Origin of the sequence: Leptolyngbya sp. Cla-17, assembly GCF_016807185.1 — a bacterium.
Lineage (GTDB): Bacteria > Cyanobacteriota > Cyanobacteriia > Leptolyngbyales > Leptolyngbyaceae > ULC077BIN1.
Genome location: NZ_JAEVYN010000002.1, coordinates 2772468 through 2792655, shown reverse-complemented (window position 1 = coordinate 2792655; position 20188 = coordinate 2772468). Strand labels below are relative to the sequence as shown.

Genomic DNA, 20188 nt, shown 5'->3' with positions numbered 1-20188 from the left:
CGTCATTTACTCCCCTTGTGCCCTAAGGCTTTCGACAATGTCATTGATCTGGATAGTGTTCCAGCAAACGATCTCATTGGAGACTCAGCTCAGACAACTAGCCTTGTTCATCATCTCCTCGTAATCCCCCGTTGTGAACTCCGCTTGATCTGCAAAGAATACCTGTCGTGGCAACTTGTTCCGATATTCGCCCTTATTCAGCTGTACTGCACCGTCTGCTGCAAACTGGGATCGGTGAGATGGCGCAAGATGTAGAGGGTCTTGAGGATATGATCGAGATTGGTAAACGTCTTGCAGAAAAAGCCTTTCAAGCGAAACCGTAACTTGCTGTTCAAATGCACCCGCTGGTTCGAGATGATTGGATCAGTGGCGGAGGTTCTAGGTTGAAGGTCTTTGTGGATTGCACAAACAATGCGGACGGAGTTGGCTTCAATTTTGCGGATTTTAGAAAAGGAGATGCTGCCTACGGGATCACTTTGTTGCCTACGGATGTCGTGGAGATGGCTGCCTTGAGTGTGAAAAGTTCGCTTTTGGGGTGGAATGGCTTCCAGCAGTTTGCCCCAAGTGACGGGTACTTCCCAGACATCCTCTGAAATGAAATGTGATTGAGTGATCGATCTAGTAGTCTGTGGCGTAAACCTGATGCCCGTTTTGTAGTGCAGGCAAGATGTCTGCACTACAGCTATCAAAGTTCTGCCCTATCGACCCAGCCTTTTGTATAAATTGACTCGCCTATTTCTGAAGAATATATAGAGACGTTTTTCCATAGATTTATGACTAAAGTGGAGATTTCTGATTTTGATAGCAAAGATGAGTAGATAAAGAATGTCAACTCAAAGCTGCCGCCATGAAGAATGAACTTGCTACGTCCTTGGAACAGCTTGCTTTAGAAGCCCAACGATATTCCCCCCAAACAAAGCAACGACAAATTGCCTTAGGTCGATTAATTTGTCTGATTCAGCGATCGCAAAAACTGTATTGTCCGCGAGGTGATTTATCTCAGGAGGTGTACACCTATCTCTATCAGGAAGCGTTACAGGATCTTTGGCTAGAAGTTTCCTGCAATATTAACAAATACGATCCCAGTAAAAGCAGAGTGATGACATGGGTAAACTTTTTGCTAAACAAGCGATTCATTGATGCCAGAGACCGATATTACCAGAGTGCAAAATCTCGTTTGACTTATGTTTCAAATATTTCTGATTTAGACAAAGCCATTCCATCTGAAGTATCTCTTTCTGAAGAAGTTAAGCAGTGTATTGAAGAAGACCCAGAAAATCTATTCAAAAGCAAACAGCTTAAGAGTTGCCCCCAGATTAATTTTCAAAATTTGGTGCTGCACCGATTAAGGGGAGACTCTTGGGAAACGTTATCCAAGGAGTATGGAGTGAAAGGGTCGAGTAGAGAGGGTTCCTCCAATGTTTAGGCTTGCTTTGTATTCCCCGTTGCTCTCCCCTTTCGGAATACGAGAGTGTCACACGATTTAGCCTTGCATCGTTGGAAACCTCCCCCTCACAGAAGCCTGCCTGCGGTTTTCCCGCACAAGCCTCTTCATTGAGCCATTCACCTGCTCTAATAAAGCGACACTAAGCGACCAGGTCTGGGGAGAGGATGCCACGCCAGATAGCGTAGAAAGCTCTCCCAGCGAAAGCTACGTCGTTGACTCCGTCGATTCAGCCATTTGAAGACCAGCTTGTGAGCTGCGTCTTCAAAGTGGTAGAGCGCATGACCGTTGTCGGTGACCCCAAAGTAGTTGAAGTGTCCGCGCAGCTTTTGCCCGATTGCTTGCCATAGCTGAGGCAGCTTATGAGCATTGCGTTTTTGCTGCAACCATTGATTGAGGGTGACTAACGCACGGCGAAATCGTTTCTTTGAAGTCTTGCGCTTTAATCGGGCTTTTCCGTTGCGACTCTTGCCCCAGTAATGGGTGAACCCCAGAAAATCAAAGCTGGGGAATTTTCTCCCGTACTTGAGGGCTAGACCCGCTTGCCGCTTGCCGCAGGGAAGAAGTTGGGTTTTCTCCTCATTGAGGCGCAAGCCGAACTTCTCCAATCGCTTGGGCAGAACCCGCATGAATCGTCGAGCATCGTCCTCGAACTCAAACAAGGCAATGCTATCGTCCGCATACCGGATCAGAGCGCAGTAGCCTCGGCAGTGCTGGCGCACAATGGTGGTAAACCACTGATCTAGCACAAAATCCAAGAACACATTTGCAATGACGGGGGAGACTATCGAGCCTTGCGGGCTACCCAATTCATCCTGTACTACGCCGCCTAGGGTTTGGACTCCGGCTTTGAGCATTCGCGCAATCACCTGTAGGAATCTTCTATCCCGAATCCGCAGGGCTAATACCTTGAGGATTTCCTGGTGCGGCATGGTGTCGAAGAATTGAGCCAGGTCTAGGTCTGCAATCCACCCAACGGGTTGCCCCATGACCTCCTGATGCAGTTGCCGCAGGGCATCATGACATCCTTTATGGGGTCGAAACCCATAGGAGTTACTGAGGAATACCGGTTCGTAAATTGATTCTAAGACCCGACGAGTCATCTCCTGAACGATTTTGTCTTCAACGCAACTAATTCCCAGAGGGCGCAAGCTGCCATCTTCTTTGGGAATCTCGACTCGTCGTACCGCTTGGGGTCGATACGACATCTGGTTCAGTTTCCGGTGCAACCCCTGTAGATTTTCCTCCAGGTTCTGTCCGTACTCCGTTTTCGTCACTCCATCGATTCCAGGCGCTTTGTTGTCTAGCGACTGAAAGCAGGCTCGCAGATTCTCCACACTATAGTGGTGCATCAGGGCACTGAAGACAGTCCCTGGTTCTCTGTGAGCCCGTTCGGCTATCCGCTCGATTCCTGTTGTCACCATACTTCCACCTCTGAGTGTGGTTGATGTTGCCTTCGAGTGTTCGACCCAATGTGTCCCCCTTCGCTCCGTGGGCGTTACCCCACTTCTTCACTACTATGGGGACATCCGACTTCCCATGAATCGTTGAGCGTTCTTCCGGTTTGCCGGTTGTGCGGCTCTACCCCCCGATGGAGGAGTTCATGGGACCTCCCGAGTTCCCGACTCTACCTTGATGACGTGCTACGGTCTCCGACCCCGGTGGACCCTCCAGAACCCTGGCAGTTGGCTCTGTTGGTTTTGCCTTCCACAACACGAACTGTGTCGGCATCCACGTGTATGTCTAATTTCGGGGCTCAATCCCTTCACGCTTTCGCATTGCAGCCCATCATCTCCCTGTGTACGCTTCACTGTCCTCGTTGCCGATGACAGCGCAACACTCGGTACTTGGTGCCTTGCCAAGGCTTCCCTGACCAGGTTCTTCCCCTGGTTGGCAGAGCCGAGCTTCGCTCGGCGCACTAATGTTCTAGACCTGTGGATAGCTCTAAACCAGCAAGCCAAATTCATAGCGATTGATGAACAGTCCAATGACTACATCGTGCAACCAGATGGACTTAGAAAAGCAAATAGTTTTGCGAGCTAATCGCTTGATCCGAGTCCGTAAAGTCAAATGCTTACGCTCAATCGTCTGAGTATTGTGTTTACCAACGGTATGAAACGCTGGCTCCAGATGTCGCTCATAAGCACCCCAGCCGTCCGTATAGAACTGCATAATCCCAAATGGCTCCAACAATGACTTGAGTTCGAGAAAAGCCGTGTCTTGATGGTTCGACAAGACATATGCCAATACTTCGCCTGTTGCATGATCAATGGCGTGCCACAACCAACGTTGCTGTTGCTTGGAGTGGACAAAACGACCCATCTCATCCACTTCTGCCTCTACATCCTCCCATTGGCACAGCTTGACGATGGTTTGAGTCGGTTCAAGCTGGGCTAGACGAGCTTCATTGACTGCTTTGAGATGTCGATCTTTTTTTTAACTCTTCAATCACCGTAGTCGGACTAATCTTCAACACTCGTGCAGTATCTCGGATGCCACTCCCGTTGACTGCCATATCAACAATCTGCTGTTTGACTTCGGGCAAGTAGCCTCGGTAAGCATAGTCTCGAATGAAGGTGCTGCGAGCGCATTCCGAATTACGACATTTATAACGTTGCTTGCTCTCCTCAGAGCGACCGTGCTTGACCACGTTATTGCTTCCACAATCAGGACAAAGAACAGGTTCTAAAACCATGCTGTAAGTTCACGGGTAAACGCCTGTCTGTATTCTCGCATTTCCACAGGTCTAGAAGACGAGTGCGCCGAGCGAAGCTCGGCTCTGCCAACCAGGGGAAGAACCTGGTCAGGGAAGCCTTGGCAAGGCACCAAGTACCGAGTGTTGCGCTGTCATCGGCAACGAGGACAGTGAAGCGTACACAGGGAGATGATGGGCTGCAATGCGAAAGCGTGAAGGGATTGAGCCCCGAAATTAGACATACACGTGGATGCCGACACAGTTCGTGTTGTGGAAGGCAAAACCAACAGAGCCAACTGCCAGGGTTCTGGAGGGTCCACCGGGGTCGGAGACCGTAGCACGTCATCAAGGTAGAGTCGGGAACTTGGGAGGTCCCATGAACTCCTCCATCGGGGGGTAGAGCCGCACAACCGGCAAACCGGAAGAACGCTCAACGATTCATGGGAAGTCGGATGTCCCCATAGTAGTGAAGAAGTGGGGTAACGCCCACGGAGCGAAGGGGGACACATTGGGTCGAACACTCGAAGGCAACATCAACCACACTCAGAGGTGGAAGTATGGTGACAACAGGAATCGAGCGGATAGCCGAACGGGCTCACAGAGAACCAGAGACTGTCTTCAGTGCCCTGATGCACCACTATAGTGTGGAGAATCTGCGAGCCTGCTTTCAGTCGCTAGACAACAAAGCGCCTGGAATCGATGGAGTGACGAAAACGGAGTACGGACAGAACCTGGAGGAAAATCTACAGGGGTTGCACCGGAAACTGAACCAGATGTCGTATCGACCCCAAGCGGTACGACGAGTCGAGATTCCCAAAGAAGATGGCAGCTTGCGCCCTCTGGGAATTAGTTGCGTTGAAGACAAAATCGTTCAGGAGATGACTCGTCGGGTCTTAGAATCAATTTACGAACCGGTATTCCTCAGTAACTCCTATGGGTTTCGACCCCATAAAGGATGTCATGATGCCCTGCGGCAACTGCATCAGGAGGTCATGGGGCAACCCGTTGGGTGGATTGCAGACCTAGACCTGGCTCAATTCTTCGACACCATGCCGCACCAGGAAATCCTCAAGGTATTAGCCCTGCGGATTCGGGATAGAAGATTCCTACAGGTGATTGCGCGAATGCTCAAAGCCGGAGTCCAAACCCTAGGCGGCGTAGTACAGGATGAATTGGGTAGCCCGCAAGGCTCGATAGTCTCCCCCGTCATTGCAAATGTGTTCTTGGATTTTGTGCTAGATCAGTGGTTTACCACCATTGTGCGCCAGCACTGCCGAGGCTACTGCGCTCTGATCCGGTATGCGGACGATAGCATTGCCTTGTTTGAGTTCGAGGACGATGCTCGACGATTCATGCGGGTTCTGCCCAAGCGATTGGAGAAGTTCGGCTTGCGCCTCAATGAGGAGAAAACCCAACTTCTTCCCTGCGGCAAGCGGCAAGCGGGTCTAGCCCTCAAGTACGGGAGAAAATTCCCCAGCTTTGATTTTCTGGGGTTCACCCATTACTGGGGCAAGAGTCGCAACGGAAAAGCCCGATTAAAGCGCAAGACTTCAAAGAAACGATTTCGCCGTGCGTTAGTCACCCTCAATCAATGGTTGCAGCAAAAACGCAATGCTCATAAGCTGCCTCAGCTATGGCAAGCAATCGGGCAAAAGCTGCGCGGACACTTCAACTACTTTGGGGTCACCGACAACGGTCATGCGCTCTACCACTTTGAAGACGCAGTTCACAAGCTGGTCTTCAAATGGCTGAATCGACGGAGTCAACGACGTAGCTTTCGCTGGGAGAGCTTTCTACGCTATCTAGCGTGGCATCCTCTCCCCAGACCTGGTCGCTTAGTGTCGCTTTATTAGAGCAGGTGAATGGCTCAATGAAGAGGCTTGTGCGGGAAAACCGCAGGCAGGCTTCTGTGAGGGGGAGGTTTCCAACGATGCAAGGCTAAATCGTGTGACACTCTCGTATTCCGAAAGGGGAGAGCAACGGGGAATACAAAGCAAGCCTAAACATTGGAGGAACCCTCTCTACTCGACCCAACCCCTCAAGGGTTTCTAATTGTGGCTCAAGATGACTCGCTTCAGCTTGGTTACATTCAATTGTCTTCAAATGCGGGTGTGGATGTTTGATAATACGGGAGAGTTAGATGAGCACAGCTAGCTGGCTATTAGCAATCTGGGCAGTTTTTGCATGCCTGGTGTGGAGCTTGACTTATCTCAGAGCGAGCCAAAATCTACTCTCATTGCAATTGCTCAAGCAATTACAACCGCAACTGCCGCCAAACTGGCCCAAGCTTAGTGTTGTCATTCCAGCCTGTAACGAGGGGGATACTCTTAAGCAAGCCTTGACTACGCTTCTACAACAGGACTATCCAGACTTAGAGATCGTCCTTGTCAATGATCGTTCTACCGATGATACTAGCAGCGTAGTTGACCAGATGGCTGCCAAAGACCCTCGCATCAATCCCGTACATATATCTCATCTACCCGACGGTTGGCTGGGTAAGGTTCACGCTCTCCACGTTGCTACCCAGAAAATTAGCGGGGACTGGATTTTATTTACGGATGCAGATGTTCATTTTCAGCCCGACGTTTTACGCAAGACGATCGCCTTATGCTTGGAACAGCAGCTTGACCATCTCATACCAAATTAAATTGGAGCCATTACAGATCAGATAAACTGAGCGATGTAGAGGTGAGAGTCTAACAATGGCTGGAGTAAGCGCAATCGCAATTAAAGAAAGTCTCGAGGAGCTAGGCACCCGTTTGCGAGCGGTTGAACAGCCGATACTCAAAGAGCGATTGCAAGTGTTGTACTGGCTCAAACAAGCGCACGCACCGAGTGTCAGTCAGATTGCGATTGCAATTGGCAGGCATCGGGGCACGGTGCAAAAATGGTTAGCCCTGTACCGAGCGCAAGGATTAGAAGCATTGCTGGTGGTTAAACCCACTCCAGGAGGAGGCAACCGGGTGATTCCAATGTGGGCGGAGGTTGCCTTAGCCAAGCGATTGCAGGAACCGAGCAATGGGTTTAGCAGCTATGGGAAGGTGCAGCAGTGGCTGTTAGAGAGTTTAGGGGTAGAAGCCGAGTATCATGCGGTCTACCAGATGACGCGCTATCGACTCAAAGCGAAACTCAAGGTCGCCCGTCCTCAAAACATCAAGCAGAACCGAGTCCAGCGAGAGGCATTTAAGCAAACCTCGCAGACGACCTCGACTTATTGAGTCAGTACTATCGGCAGGTGCGCCAGGATGAGCGACCGATTCGTTACTTCGCACAAGATGAGAGTCGCTTTGGACTTCACACGCTCATCGGACGATTAATTACGGCAGTTGGGGTTAAACCCATCGGGGCGTGGCAATGGATATTCAAAGCATTCTGGCTATACGGTGCTGTGGAACCTACCACAGGAGAGTCCTTTTTCTTGCAATTCTCCCATGTCGATACCGCATGCTACCAATGGTTCTTAGATGAGTTCTCCAAGGCTTACCCCGATAGTCTCAACATCCTGCAAGTGGATAACGGACGGTTCCACAAAGGCAAAGACCTTATTGTGCCAGAGAACATTATCTTGGTGTTTCAACCGCCTTACTGCCCAGAGTTAAATCCTATCGAGCGTTTATGGGAACATCTCAAGGCGGATCTCAAGTGGGCTGCGTTCAAAACGCTTGACCAACTGCAATCCAGGGTTGATCAACTCTTAGCCCAGCTAACCCCTCAAGTGATTGCTTCCCTTACAGGCTACCCCTTTATCCTCAATGCACTATCTGTCATTGACACCATTTAAATTGGTATCACCGTAGCTCCCGAAGTCTACAGCCAGTCTTTTTGGCTAGATGTGACTCTGGCTGCATTTACTCTAACGTTCTTCAATAGTCTGAAAGTAGCGGAGATTGGTAAACCCGGCTCGGATAGGTTTGCGGGGATTGGAGCTTTCAACTTAGTACGCAAATCGATGTTTGACCAGACCGAAGGCTTTTCTTGGCTCCGCATGGAGGTAGTTGACGACTTAGGACTTGGCTTGATGCTGCATCGCGTTGGTGCTAAAAGTTGCTTGCTTGTAGGCACCGATGAGATTGGATTGACTTGGTACTCCTCCCTAGCGGATATGGTGCGCGGTTTGGAAAAGAATTTCTTCGGTGTGGCTGCTCACTACCGCTATTCCAAGTTATTCACCAGCGTTGTGCTGCTCTGGCTGCTGAGTTTAGGGTGGGGAATTGCGTTTCTACCTCAGCAAGTTCCATTGGTATGGGGGCTGGGAATTGCTACTTATCCCTCATATGTCACTCTAGTTAAAGTAAAATCCAGGCAAAACGCTGAAAGTCTTTCACCGACTGCTGTCTGGTATATACGCTTCATTGTCAAATGTTTTGAAATATCGGAAATAAGCTGCGTATGCTAAGACTCAAGCCGTATAGAAGCTTCAGCATTTTTGATTAAATTTGCTTTTCCGAAAGTGATTCAAGAGGGTTATAGCTGTCGCCGGGTGTGTTAGGACAGATTGGTGATGAACATCAACACCCGTGAGCTTTGTGAATTGACCCTTGTCCTAAGTCTTCCGTCCGTTGCTATATTTATGCTTGTTGCTTTACATAGTTGTCTCTTAGTGCGATCGCATTCCAACTACGCTGATATCTAGCCCTCATCGCCCCCTCTTAGATCACGCCTAGATCACGCATCATCGTACCCGCTAAGGACTAGGCTGACTACGCTTTTGGAGATAGAAGATACGGATGATAGTAAAAATAACGGCCTGAAGCTTAAGATCGACACAGACCCCTAAGCCCCTTGAATTCAATCATGGATAGCGAAAATAACCCCTTAAACCAAAAAAGCCAAGCTCTAGATAAAGCGGAGACACAGCTTAAACAGGAAATTGATAGAAGACACGACTTAGAGCGTCAGGTGAAGGAACTGCTTGACGCTAAAAAAGAGACTTTAAGCATTGTTGAAGAACTCAAGAAACAGCTAACTGTCCAGAAAACAAAAGTATCTAGTCTAGAGAAGGAAAATAAGGTTTTACGTAAAAAGCTCCAAAAAGCCCATGAAGGCCTGCCTGAAAAAATAGAGCCCGCTGGGAAGAAAACACCCGAAGACAATAAATTCGCAACTCAATTGAAGTCTTTGAAATCAGTTTTGCCGGAGGAAACGTCAGAGCGTAACCAGCGTAAATCTGACAAAAATGAAGGGGTTCAACCGTCTGCTCCGCAATCACCGTCGGATGGGAGTAGCGAGATGGACCTGGAGAGATTGATGACGGCTCGTTTTGGTCCCCGAAAATCAGGAAAAAGAAAATAGGCTGCGAAGAATTGCTGCGATCGGAGAAGGGAATCTGGGATGACCTCATACCAATTTAAACAGTATTCAAGGCAGATAGGGCATCCAGGATAAAGGAATAACCTGTGAGAGAAGCAATTATACGGAATTGCGGAAGGCAGTACTTTTTGACCAGATTAAATTGCTTGAATCCAATCAAAGCCCACTTTGCCTTGAACTATCACAGGATGCTGCATCAACCATTGGCACCGCTTGACTAAGACATCCTCTAAAGCATCAAGATTGTCAAACACTTGATTAGCGATTGCTTCGCGCAGCAAAGACCAGACACATTCAGTGGGTTGCAGTTGGAGGGTATAGGGCAATAGCGGGTAGAAGAAAATGCCGGGGGGCACCTGAAGTTTTTGGCTCATATGCCACGCGGCCTGATCAACCAATAGAATGATCAACTGCTGACGATGGGGATTGACCTGAGCCGCAAATAGCTCTAACGCCATCTGCATCATGGAGACATTGGCACGGGGCAATAAAAGGAAGTAGCTCGCTCCAGTGGCAGGATGGACAAAACCATAGGTGTAGACCCATTGATAGCGGCGAGAATGATGCGCTGATGGGCGTTCTCCTATGGGTGCCCAAACCCGCCTGACAATGGGTTGCAAGCCTAATCGAGCTTCGTCTTCCGCCCAAATTACAATCTCCCGATTGGGAAACAACGAGCGCAACCACGCCACATGACCTGCTAATCCTGCTTTGAACTCTGCTTGCTGCTCAAGGGTTGCGCTTTGATGATGCACCGGACGCGGCACCTGCAAGCTCAACCCCAAACGTCGTAGATACTTCCAGGCTGTTGAGGGGTGTAAGCAAATGCCAAAGTAGGTTTCGATATACTCCCCAACTTTCGGTCCACTCCAGAGTCCGCCATCATCCGGGGCACTCTGTAAGCGTTGCCGCAATAGCCGTTGCTGTTCATCACTTAAAGCCAACCGATTGCCCCCAGGGTTCAAGCGTTGCCGATTGACTAGTCCGACCGCACCCTCGGCGTTGTAGCGACGGGCAATTTTCCGCACTCCACTACAACTGAGTCCACAAATCTCAGCGGTTTGTTCGATGCTCATCGGAGTCTTTGGATGACTGAGCAATCGAATCACCAACCAACGGTTTTTCTCGCCAGCATCTTGGCACTGAACATACCGCTGAGTTAGATCTGCGTAGTCTAGATGAGGGCTAATTTGAGTGCGGGGTCGAGGCATGGACAGAGTACCTTTTTCATCTTGCTAAATGATACTCCCCTACTCAATTCCGTATGAGCATTAGTTTGTGCTGTGACACAAAAAAGCCTGTTGGCACCTTTGCTTGCTCCTGTGGCTTTATCTACTGCCGCACTGGACCTGATCAGACTGAAGCAGATACCCGCCGCATTGGTAAAATCAAAGCCGTGGGTGACTTGTGGCAGCAGAAATTAAGGCATCTGGTCGAGGTTGAGCAACTGGGATTGCGGGAAACTGCCAGACGGCTTCAGGTTGACTCCAGAACCATCAATCGCTACGTCCAACTCCTCAGACTGACAGCGAAGTGGCGATCGCACAACGAACCCCAGGACGCAGAGACAACAGAGTTTACCTGCACCCAAGCAAGCGATTCCGACGACATCAAAACCCAACACCGGAATACCTGGAGTGCCCTTCAGCGCCAACACCCTCTGGCTTCAAAAACGGCGCTCCGGCGGTTAGCGCCTGCCCCCTATATCTGGCTCTATCGGCATGACCGAGAGTGGCTCAATCAGAACTCACCCCTTACTCAAAGACCTGTTTATGAGAACAATCGGGTGAACTGGCAGGAACGAGATGAGCAGATCCTGACTCAACTCAGGGAAGCAGTGCAAAGACTACTGTCAATCGAGAAGCCAATCAGAATTACGGTAAGCAAAGTTGCCAAGGCGATCGGGCAAGTGGCGCTGATCGAACAGCATCTCGACCAGATGCCACAGACAAAGACATACCTGGATTCCGTGGTGGAAAGCATTGAGGACTACCAGATTCGGCGGGTGCGGTGGGCGGCTACGCTGCTCGATCAGCGGGGTGAAGAAGTTTTGAGCTGGAAGGTGGTCAGAATGGCAGGACTGAGACCAGACTATTCAGAGAAGGTGAAAAGGGCGATCTCGCAATTGGATCAACAGATTGATGTCAAATGCATGAAGCTAGATGAGGTCGAGTTATCGATAACGTTCTAGACCTGTGAACGAAGTATCATACAGCTCGACCCAGTTCGTAGCAGCTGATGAACAAACCAATGACAACATCATGCATCCATATCAACTTAGTAAAGCAAATGGTTCTACGAGCTAACCGTTGAACCGTTGTTTATTGTTATGGATATGACCATTCTTGACCGTTTGAGATGACGCACAAAAGGGACGGCATGGAAGTGGAAAAGCAAAAAACTCTACTTCTGTATCATTACATCTTTAGGACTACCAGCAAACCTTGCAGAATGACCTCAAATTATTTAGTTTCTAACAATTTGCACAATTTTGGCTTGCTTGAACTGAGGTAATCCAGCATCTTCCATCAAAGCTGACCAATTTTCTTCAGCAGCACGATCGCCGGGTTGTTGAAACCGCCGCAGGGCAAGCAGAGATAGTGCATCTTGCCAAACTCCCTGTTCAGCTAAAGCCATCAGTTGATCTCCCGTTGCGGTGGTCGGGTGCACCCGCTCCACCCAACTGCTAACCACAACCGTGTTAGCGGCATTCTCTGAATCACAGGCGACCGACACCTGCCAAACATACTTTTGTCCCACCTGTAACGCTGGCGCAGATTTCGGCAGCGTAATTCCCACGATCCCGGCTTTGTCAGTCAGATTAAATTTGACGCTGTGTAGTTGCTCTGTGCCTGCTTCGTTTTGCAAGGTGAACTGAGCCGTTTTTGCAGGAAGCGCCGCTAGATGAATAAAAAAGGTGGGGCGATCAACGGTCGTTTTGTCTACGGGATCTTGCACCTCCTTCTGACCAGCAGCGAGACCTTGGGTTTGGGGCGGCACTAGGGCAGTCAACGGTTGATTGCCACAACTTGCCGCCCGACTGAAGCCGCCCACCCGAAAGCGAGAAGGACGCACTCCTACGCGAAAATTCAATCGCCGCCGAGCCAGTTGTGTTTTAGCTGAGTTTGAACTTTGGACAGGACGAGCTAATGCGGGTTCAACTAAGTCGATCGCGGCGATCGTGCCGAGCAGCAGCGCGAGGAATACAGCTTTAATGTTTCTAGAGAACCTCATGGGACACCTCAATTAGGAGAAATGGACTAGTGAATTCGGACGGTCAATTTGGAGCCGCAACACTATCTTTGTACGATTAGAGTTTGAGACTTATGCAGAAAGCTGGAGACAGGAAATCGAGCAGATCAAGTCAATCACAAATCTTCTAACTACTTCACTTCTAAAATCGGTACGTTAATGAACTCAGTCATTTGCGCCCCAGTTAGCAAGTTGCGCCAATCCTGCTTCAATTCCTGATTATTCGGTTGTTTCTGTTGCAAGTCGATGAGCGCCGTCACAGCATCCTGCCAAACTCCTAAATCGGCGTAGATCGAGGGTTTATTCAGGTTAGAAGCACGGGCCAACTCGCGTACTAAGGATTTAGGATCAAAGGCTGGAGTAGTCTGCATTTGATTGGGGTCAACTCGCTGAACCCAACTGCTAGTTGAGATTAAATTAGTCGAAGCCCCCTCCGGATCGCACCGCATCGCAATCTCCCAGAAGTAATTTTCGCCTATTACCAATTCGGGCGCGGTGTCCGGTAAACGCACTCCCAGCAGTCCCGTTTGCCCATTCGCCATGAATCGCGTGTTGTAAAGTTCTCGGTTGCCTGCTGCATCTTGCAGCGAAAATTCCAGTTCTGCGTTTTTTGGGATCGCCGAGGCATAGATCCAGAGGGTGGGGCGACTCGACAAGGTGATCTCGACGGTGGTTCTGAAGATATTGACTTTCTCCTCCGATCTCGCTGGTGGCACAAATGCCATCAACTTTGTCGGACTGGCACAACTGCTGCTGCGGCTAAGTCCACCAATCCGATAGCGGGAGGGACGGACTCCCACGCGCCAATTCAATCGGCGACTGCGCTGGGCTGTTTGAATACGAGTAGATTGAGTATTGTTTACAGAAGTAAAATCGCGCGTCTGGACTTTATCACTGGCAGTGCCGTTGCTAGCTACCAGCAGGGATACAGCAGACAAAATTAGGATGAACTGAAAAGATTTCATAGGTTTAGTAGGAGGGTGTAGAGGATGAAAATATGATTTAGAGGAGAGATCGCTGTTGTCCTTTCCATCCATTAACACAGATTGCTTGAAGGTGGTAGATCTGTCCCTGTTGGAGCGTCTCGGTCGTACCGTCTGGTAGAGTTATGCCAACGGAAACTTGCGGGCTAAGTTCTAGAGACACCCAATCACTGGTTGTATCTTTCGCTGAGAGGGAAACTGTGGGACTGATAGGCACACCGCCACGCCCACTAATCTTGAGTTCGGTGTTGGTTTCTGTATTTGCTCCCGCCGCCTCACAGGCACTGCGAACAATCTGAGAGACATCGTTGAACACAATTAGCGCGGTGGAGAGTCCCCGTGCCCCCACATCGGCATCGGTGGAGAAGTTTGCTAACTGCCCGTTGGTATCGATGTCATTAGTGCGGTTGCCCGGTTCGGCTCGCCGGAAAGAGAAGCCCTGCACCAGGGTTTTGCGCTCTAGAAAGACACGCCCCCCCCGTCCGCCACCATCGGCCCGGCCCACAATGTCGCTGCCATTGGAACCAGTGGGTGGTTTGCCAAACAAGAACCGCACATTGAGGATGGTGATATCGCCACCGTCTGCCCCATTCAGTCCCAGAGTGGAGATTTCACTCTCATCTTCGAGTGTAAGCCTGAAACTCAAGTCCAGATCGATGCTGCCGGAGCGCGCCCCTGTGCTTTGCCCAGTTTCGGCTTTAATCGTGCCATTTTGCAAATCCAGCCGACGGCCCGTAATTCTAATATTACCTGATCTTCCTTGGCGGCTACTGGCCAGCACTTCAGAGTTCTGGAGCGTGATGTTTCGCCCGTTAATGGTGATGTCACCGGCAACGCCGTTGGCCCCTGTGGCCTCAACTGCCAGCCGACTGTTATTGGTTAGGTTAATGTCTCCACTCACATTGACGTTTAAATCGCCTGCCTGTCCCGTTTCAGTAGAAGCGCTGACCTGGCCATTATTCATCTGCAATGAATTCAATCCCTGCAGGGTGACGTTACCGCCAACTCCCCCAACCGTAGAAGCCGAAATTTTAGAGTTATTCACGCTGAGCTGCGGGGTAGTTAGGGTCACATTGCCCGAATTACCAGTCTGCCCCGTTGCTTCAACAGATAATGAACTGTTGTTGAGGGCGATCGCGTTACTGGCATCCACTGATAAGTTGCCGGCCCGTCCGGTTTCGGTGGACGCCCTCACCTGCCCATTGTCCAGTTGCAGTGTACTCAGCCCTTGCAGACTGACATTTCCGCCAATCCCGCCGCCGGTGGAAGCCGAGATTTGAGAGTTACTGATCGTGAGCTGCGGGGTGGTCAAGGTGATATTTCCAGAGTCTCCGCTCGTCGCACCGTTTCCAGCCACCGACAATAAACTATTGTTGTTGAGGGCGATCGCGTTACTGGCATCCACTGACAAGTTACCTGCCCGTCCCGTTTCCGTCGAAGCTGCAATCCGGCCATTGTCCATCTGGAGCGTATTTAATCCTTGCAGCGTCACATCGCCGCCAACACCAGAAGTGGTTGTGGCTGAAATTTGCGAGTTGTTGACGGTCAACTGTTGGGTCGTTAGCGAAACTGCACCGGCGTTACCGCTACCCGTTGCTGCCACGGATAAAGCGCTACTGTTGTTGAGGGTGACAGAGTTGGCTGCATTGACGTTTAAGCTCCCGGCTTGCCCAGTTTGAGTGGATGCTGAAATCTGACCATTATCTAGCCGGAAGTCTAACCCTTGCAGTGTCACATCGCCGCCAACACCAGAAGTGGTTGTGGCTGAAATTTGCGAGTTGTTGACAGTCAACTGTTGGGTCGTTAGCGAGACTGCACCTGAATTACCGCTACCCGTTGCCGCTACAGATAAAGCGCTACCGTTGTTGAGGGTGACGGAGTTCGCCGCATTCACACTTAAGCTCCCTGCTTGTCCGGTCTGAGTAGATGCTGAAATCTGACCATTATCTAACTGGAGGTCATTTAACCCATTCAGAATGATACTGCCGCCGACCCCAGCATCGGTTGAGGCGGAGATAGAACCATTAACCACCTGCAAATTCGTTGATCCTCCGCTCACTCCTTGCACCAAGATGTCGCCGCTTATGCCCGATCGGGTTGAGGTAGAAACTTCAGCACCGTTAGCAACCGTCAATTGACTACTGTTTACTGTCACTTGTCCTGCATTCCCCGTTCCTAACGCTTGGGCAAATAGCCCACTGTTGGGGTTTTGACTTGGATTTGCGGTATCGGGTGTGCCAAAGGCTTGCAGTGAAATGTTTAGAGTGTAAACATCATTTGCGTCCGGTGCATCGCCGCTGACCAAACTACCTGTGGAGGCAAACGAGTTATACTCGCCCACTCCAACAATGTAGTTTCCGGGTGACTGAAACGCATGGCGAATATAGGAGTCAAGACCGCTGGTACTGCCTCCAGCACCTGGTAAGGGCGTAGCAAAGTTATCATCATTGGTTGCCAACAGTTGTCCGGTATCTCTGTTAAACAGAAACAACTCAGTATCAATACTGCCAAGTGCGCCAAATGTTTCATATCCCGCGTCAATATCAAAGATGCCAATGCTGCCAGCGGCCCTCACCGTAAAGCCGAAGTAGGGGAAGTCTATACCGTTACCAATTGGAGTCAGTGTGACGTGGGGAATTGTGGTGGCTGATTCAATATTAGGGTCGGAATTTAGATTATTGAAGTTAGCGCCTGTCAGTTCTGTGATTGAAGTAACTCCAGCAAACGGACTGACTGCGATGCTGGGAGGTGGGGCACTGCCAGAAAAGTTGACTCCGCTTGGAGCCGTCACTGTAATGTCTCCGGCTGCGCCAGTGCTAAACGCGGTTGTCGTTAGTTGTCCGCCATTTAGAGCACCCAGGCGATCTACTGTCACTTCAATGTCTCCACCATCAGAGGCACTTTGAGTACTGGCATTCAGCACTGCCCGGTCTGTAACTTGCAGGTTGCTGTTGGAAGAGTTAATGGTGATGTTGCCGCCTCTGCCGCTTTCCTGTCGTTCTGTGGATGTGAACAAACCGCTGACCAATCCAGTTGAATTACTGCCAGAAATCTCGATCGCTCCAGCAATGTTACTGATCGAAACGTTGCCAGCACGGGCGTTGTCCTGCCCAGGCTCTAGCACGCCGGCAGTTTGGGCACTGAGACGGCTCCCCCCGGTGAGGGATAAGAAAGAAGCTCCGGTGATCGTAATGTTTCCCCCATTTCCCCTGGCATTTGAATCCACTGCGGTGCGAATAGTGCTGTTATTCTCTAATAAAACAGACCCCGAGGCGGTGATAGTAACATCGCCACCCGTTGTAATGACCGGGTTCGCACAGGTTGCCGCCGATCCGCAGCCTGTACTATCATTCCCCGTATCTAAGCTTCCACCGTTTGTCATCCTGAACTGTCTAGTTGTCACCTCAATATTGCCACCGCTTCCAGTTGCTCCGGCCCCAACAGTCGTCTGAATACTGCTACTGTCGATATTCGTCAGTGTACTAGTGTTTATAACTACATTGCCACCGTCTCCTTTCTCGCCCACTGTACTTGCATCAATCTGGGAACCACTCAGCATTTGAAACTGGGCGGCGACAACGCTGATATCAGCTGTGTTGGCAGTCGGTCCACTTACCCGATTAGAAAGGCTGCTGCCTGTCATGGTGATTAATCCACCCGGCGCATTCAGGCTAATATTGCCCGCTTGCCCTCCCCCACTCGTATCGATATCGAAAATCCCAATCGTACCAGCCGCAGCATTAAAGGCAAAGAAATCGGCGCTAGTGCCATTGCCACTGCCCGTAACTGAAATGTGAGGAATGGTTATAGCATTGTCGATGTCGGGATTGGCAGCAACAGAAAACGAAAGAGCTTCCAGGTTTTGCGCTTGGGCAAAGGAGTTGTTGGTGCCATTTTCAGTATTTAAATCTCCTCGCGCATTTGGATCAAGCAGGTTATGGTTTTCAACAGAAATATGAAGAGTGTAGTTGTCGCCTAAATCGAGATACTGACCAGTGATAACACCACTACCTGTGCTGGAGGACGGAAACTCACCGATGCCGAGGTAGTAAGTGTCTGCGGCTGGAAATATGACATCTAAGTAGGAATCCAACCGGGTAACGCTACCGCTATCAAGGGACAACAAGGAGCGATCATCGTTAGTAGCTATCAACGTCCCCGCACTATTGAACAGAAACAGTTGGGTATCGGGTGGGTTTGATGTCACAGCACTGGGTGCAACTCCAGCCGAAACTTGGGCGTTAGTCAGGGTGATTGTGGGGGCATTGATCACGACATTTCCAGCTTTACCCAGCCCTGTTGTATCAGTGTTAAGTCCCAGGTTTGTTAGGGAAGCCGTACCTGCTGGCGTGTTGATCGTCACGTTTCCACCGTTACCGGAAACCGAACTGGCGTTGATTAGCCCAATGCCGCCCCCCGTCAGAGAAACGTTGCCAGCAGCGGATGATAGGTTGATCGATCCAGCGTTCCCAGTTCCGGTCGAAGCAGATGAGATACTGCCTGTTAACGTAATGTCACCAGAAGCATCCATAATTACTTGCCCCCCGTTCCCTGCCGCTGAGGTGTTAATCGCGCCATTGATAGTGATCGTTCCAGGAGAGGGTGGCGCTGATAGATTAAAGGTTGTGTTTAAGGTGCCTGCATTCACCGTAGCCGGAGGCGGTCCGTCAGTTGGGTTTGCCAATTGGGCAACCCCAGCCCGCAAAATCAGGGCGGGTCCGGTATTGAGGATGGCAATATCTGGATCGCTTGAAAGCGTGAGGGGTAAAACTTGATTATTTGCGGGGATTGGGTCAGCGCCTAAACGGAAATTAGACACTCGCAAGCCAGAGTTAACTGCACCATCTCGCCCATCCACCACTCCCAACCCCAGGTCTACATTAGTTCCGTTAATTGGGATAGTAGTGGAAAAGGTTTGAATTCCGGTTGTGCGGCCAAATCCCGAGTTGCCAGCCGTGAGGGTAAAGTTGAGGTCTGCCAGTTCAGCTAACCCCCCATTTGGAGTAGTGGAGACAAAGGAGAAGTCGTTGAACGCAGCACCACCCTCATTTGTGAGGAATTCCCAGTTAAATGAAAGGATCTGGTTGTCTGCGGTGGTTGTAACAGTTGATTGAAGTCCTGACCCTTCAATGGCTTGGGTTGGCGCATTTAACCCGTTTAAGCTTCCAGCCGTAAGCCCTAGTACGTTTTCTAGCGTTCCCGCTGTTGCCGAACTGGGACCATTTCTCAGAAAAACAACCGTTCCATTTGCGTCAGTGGTGATGTCAAAATCGCCGTAGGCAGCGGAGCGAGATGTGGTATCGGGGCCTGTGATGATGATGTCGCCGGTAATGGTGATGCTGCCGATCGCTTCAACTTTCAGGGCGGCTCCGGTGTAACTGCCAAAGCTAACGTCTCCTTGAGAGCTAATAATCGGGTCGTAGAGGCTAACAAAGTTGGCAGGTAAGCCAGACGAAGTTTTGATGGCAAAATTGCCCCGGCTATAGAAGTGAGCATCGGTGGAAATAATGCCATCGCTAACCAGAGTTAAGTCGCCGCCGCTTTGAAATGGAGTTTGCGCTGGATGTCTCAGTGCCAGAATATCAATCCCTTGCTGCCCTTGTATCCGCAAATTGCCCCTGGCTCTTGCCAAAAACGGAGTTGTGTTACTATCTCGTGCTATTACCGTGTTGTCAGCGACCAGAGTGAGGTCGCCTGTTGTTTGAAGCTGGCTCTCATTTAGAACAAGATTGTTGCTGGCGGATAGGGTGGCGGTTTGGGCGGTCAGGTTCCGAACAGAGGCATCTCCACCCCCGGCGGTGACTATAACGGTTCCCTTGGGTGCATTTAAACTGCCGCTACTAGTGACAGTTGCCGCTGCCAGGGTCAGGTCTTTCCCCGCTGTTAGAATGCCCTGATTATTCAACATGGCGGGCGGGTTTGCCCCAAATTGCAGCCCGATCGGGATGTTGACCTCGACTAAGGGAACGGCGCGATCGCCCGTTGCTGCAAACTTTTGACCATCGGGAAACTCGAGGGCGCTGGCAGTAGTTGCCAGAAAAGAACCGGACACATCCAGTCGGGCATTCGGACCAAAGATAATGCCACTGGGGTTCATGAAGAACAGGTTGGCACCACCGCTCACACCCAACAGTCCATCAATGTTGGAAATGCTGCCACCTGTGACGCGGCTAAAAATGTTGCGAATGCCTGCGGGATTGGAAAAATAAACCTGGTGATTAGTAAGAATCCCAAACCGCTCGAAACTGTGAAACAGCGCCGACCCGCGCCGCAAGCCGCCGTTGATATCGGTGCGAATGCCATTAATGGAAGTGGTTGAACCGAGGCTAGCATCGGGAACGACCTGAGCGACAGTTGGAGTGGCAAGACTGAGCAAGAACAGGAGGCAGGAAGCAGGAGACAAGAGACGGGAGGCGAGAAAAAGGGCATTTCTGCTGCTTTTTGTTTTCTGTCTTTTGCCTTTGTCAAAACGCCAATAATCAAATTTACCTTGCAACATCAAAA

At 50.3% G+C, this 20188-nt stretch carries 16 protein-coding genes and 1 pseudogene; 8 read left to right on the top strand and 9 right to left on the bottom strand.

Features of this window, described 5'->3' with window-relative positions; translation table 11 throughout:
* Positions 1-84: 84 nt before the first annotated feature.
* Positions 85-174 (bottom strand): hypothetical protein, encoded by a 90-nt coding sequence (locus tag JOY44_RS33025; protein WP_171575842.1) that lies wholly within the window; start codon positions 172-174, stop codon positions 85-87.
* Between the two features lie 23 nt (positions 175-197).
* Positions 198-677, bottom strand: coding sequence for a hypothetical protein (locus tag JOY44_RS23805; protein WP_203032107.1), 480 nt, complete (start codon positions 675-677; stop codon positions 198-200).
* A 170-nt stretch (positions 678-847) separates the two neighbouring features.
* On the opposite strand from JOY44_RS23805, the gene JOY44_RS23800 reads away from it, so the two are divergent.
* On the top strand, positions 848-1426 hold the full coding sequence (locus JOY44_RS23800) for a sigma-70 family RNA polymerase sigma factor (RefSeq protein WP_171575840.1): 579 nt from the start codon (positions 848-850) through the stop codon (positions 1424-1426).
* A 146-nt stretch (positions 1427-1572) separates the two neighbouring features.
* On the opposite strand, the gene ltrA (JOY44_RS23795) is transcribed toward JOY44_RS23800, so the two are convergent.
* Complete coding sequence (gene ltrA, locus JOY44_RS23795) at positions 1573-2868, bottom strand: group II intron reverse transcriptase/maturase (protein ID WP_171575839.1); 1296 nt, start codon at positions 2866-2868, stop codon at positions 1573-1575.
* 520 nt (positions 2869-3388) lie between these two features.
* A protein-coding gene (locus JOY44_RS33020) for an IS1 family transposase (RefSeq protein WP_415881111.1) occupies positions 3389-4139 on the bottom strand; the annotation gives its coding sequence in 2 pieces (ribosomal slippage) (positions 3389-3880 and positions 3882-4139; 750 coding nt in all).
* Between the two features lie 557 nt (positions 4140-4696).
* On the opposite strand from JOY44_RS33020, the gene ltrA (JOY44_RS23780) reads away from it, so the two are divergent.
* The 6 genes from ltrA (JOY44_RS23780) to JOY44_RS23755 all read left to right on the top strand — a co-directional run bounded on the left by ltrA (JOY44_RS23780) (position 4697) and on the right by JOY44_RS23755 (position 9431).
* Positions 4697-5992 carry a group II intron reverse transcriptase/maturase gene (gene ltrA / locus JOY44_RS23780; protein WP_171574401.1) on the top strand — a complete coding sequence of 432 codons (1296 nt, stop codon included), beginning with the start codon at positions 4697-4699 and terminating at the stop codon, positions 5990-5992.
* Between the two features lie 287 nt (positions 5993-6279).
* Positions 6280-6786 carry a glycosyltransferase family 2 protein gene (locus JOY44_RS23775; RefSeq protein WP_203032106.1) on the top strand — a complete coding sequence of 169 codons (507 nt, stop codon included), beginning with the start codon at positions 6280-6282 and terminating at the stop codon, positions 6784-6786.
* Positions 6787-6841: 55 nt separating this feature from the next.
* Entirely contained in the window at positions 6842-7357 is a 516-nt protein-coding gene (locus JOY44_RS23770) for a helix-turn-helix domain-containing protein (RefSeq protein WP_171572405.1), read from the top strand.
* Positions 7354-7920 (top strand): IS630 family transposase, encoded by a 567-nt coding sequence (locus JOY44_RS23765; RefSeq protein ID WP_171572406.1) that lies wholly within the window; start codon positions 7354-7356, stop codon positions 7918-7920. The genes JOY44_RS23770 and JOY44_RS23765 overlap by 4 nt, the downstream gene beginning before the upstream one ends.
* A gap of 51 nt (positions 7921-7971) precedes the next feature.
* Positions 7972-8535: a hypothetical protein gene (locus JOY44_RS23760; RefSeq protein ID WP_203032105.1), complete on the top strand. Its 564-nt coding sequence runs from the start codon at positions 7972-7974 to the stop codon at positions 8533-8535.
* A gap of 398 nt (positions 8536-8933) precedes the next feature.
* Positions 8934-9431 carry a hypothetical protein gene (locus JOY44_RS23755; protein ID WP_171575836.1) on the top strand — a complete coding sequence of 166 codons (498 nt, stop codon included), beginning with the start codon at positions 8934-8936 and terminating at the stop codon, positions 9429-9431.
* A 155-nt stretch (positions 9432-9586) separates the two neighbouring features.
* Here the strand turns inward: JOY44_RS23755 and JOY44_RS23750 are convergent, their stop codons facing one another.
* Entirely contained in the window at positions 9587-10660 is a 1074-nt protein-coding gene (locus JOY44_RS23750) for an IS630 family transposase (protein WP_171571797.1), read from the bottom strand.
* A gap of 53 nt (positions 10661-10713) precedes the next feature.
* On the opposite strand from JOY44_RS23750, the gene JOY44_RS23745 reads away from it, so the two are divergent.
* Positions 10714-11640 (top strand): TnsD family Tn7-like transposition protein, encoded by a 927-nt coding sequence (locus JOY44_RS23745; protein WP_171575835.1) that lies wholly within the window; start codon positions 10714-10716, stop codon positions 11638-11640.
* Positions 11641-11656: 16 nt separating this feature from the next.
* Here the strand turns inward: JOY44_RS23745 and JOY44_RS32230 are convergent.
* From JOY44_RS32230 to JOY44_RS23725, 4 genes and pseudogenes are all read right to left on the bottom strand, one after another.
* Positions 11657-11770, bottom strand: a pseudogene (locus tag JOY44_RS32230) (IS1 family transposase); the annotation flags it as partial.
* A gap of 145 nt (positions 11771-11915) precedes the next feature.
* Entirely contained in the window at positions 11916-12683 is a 768-nt protein-coding gene (locus JOY44_RS23735) for a DUF928 domain-containing protein (protein WP_171575834.1), read from the bottom strand.
* 149 nt (positions 12684-12832) lie between these two features.
* Positions 12833-13666: a DUF928 domain-containing protein gene (locus JOY44_RS23730; protein WP_171575833.1), complete on the bottom strand. Its 834-nt coding sequence runs from the start codon at positions 13664-13666 to the stop codon at positions 12833-12835.
* A 37-nt stretch (positions 13667-13703) separates the two neighbouring features.
* Positions 13704-20183 (bottom strand): filamentous hemagglutinin N-terminal domain-containing protein, encoded by a 6480-nt coding sequence (locus JOY44_RS23725; RefSeq protein WP_171575832.1) that lies wholly within the window; start codon positions 20181-20183, stop codon positions 13704-13706.
* Positions 20184-20188 lie beyond the last annotated feature (5 nt).

Excerpts from the sequence above, each read along its gene's own strand:
- JOY44_RS23770 (WP_171572405.1), top strand. The coding sequence starts at position 6,842 with ATGGCTGGAGTAAGCGCAATCGCAATTAAAGAAAGTCTCGAGGAGCTA.
- JOY44_RS23745 (WP_171575835.1), top strand. The coding sequence starts at position 10,714 with ATGAGCATTAGTTTGTGCTGTGACACAAAAAAGCCTGTTGGCACCTTT.
- JOY44_RS23800 (WP_171575840.1), top strand. The coding sequence starts at position 848 with ATGAAGAATGAACTTGCTACGTCCTTGGAACAGCTTGCTTTAGAAGCC.
- JOY44_RS23730 (WP_171575833.1), bottom strand. The coding sequence starts at position 13,666 with ATGAAATCTTTTCAGTTCATCCTAATTTTGTCTGCTGTATCCCTGCTG.
- ltrA (WP_171574401.1), top strand. The coding sequence starts at position 4,697 with ATGGTGACAACAGGAATCGAGCGGATAGCCGAACGGGCTCACAGAGAA.
- ltrA (WP_171575839.1), bottom strand. The coding sequence starts at position 2,868 with ATGGTGACAACAGGAATCGAGCGGATAGCCGAACGGGCTCACAGAGAA.
- JOY44_RS23775 (WP_203032106.1), top strand. The coding sequence starts at position 6,280 with ATGAGCACAGCTAGCTGGCTATTAGCAATCTGGGCAGTTTTTGCATGC.
- JOY44_RS23750 (WP_171571797.1), bottom strand. The coding sequence starts at position 10,660 with ATGCCTCGACCCCGCACTCAAATTAGCCCTCATCTAGACTACGCAGAT.
- JOY44_RS23755 (WP_171575836.1), top strand. The coding sequence starts at position 8,934 with ATGGATAGCGAAAATAACCCCTTAAACCAAAAAAGCCAAGCTCTAGAT.
- JOY44_RS23735 (WP_171575834.1), bottom strand. The coding sequence starts at position 12,683 with ATGAGGTTCTCTAGAAACATTAAAGCTGTATTCCTCGCGCTGCTGCTC.
- JOY44_RS23725 (WP_171575832.1), bottom strand. The coding sequence starts at position 20,183 with ATGTTGCAAGGTAAATTTGATTATTGGCGTTTTGACAAAGGCAAAAGA.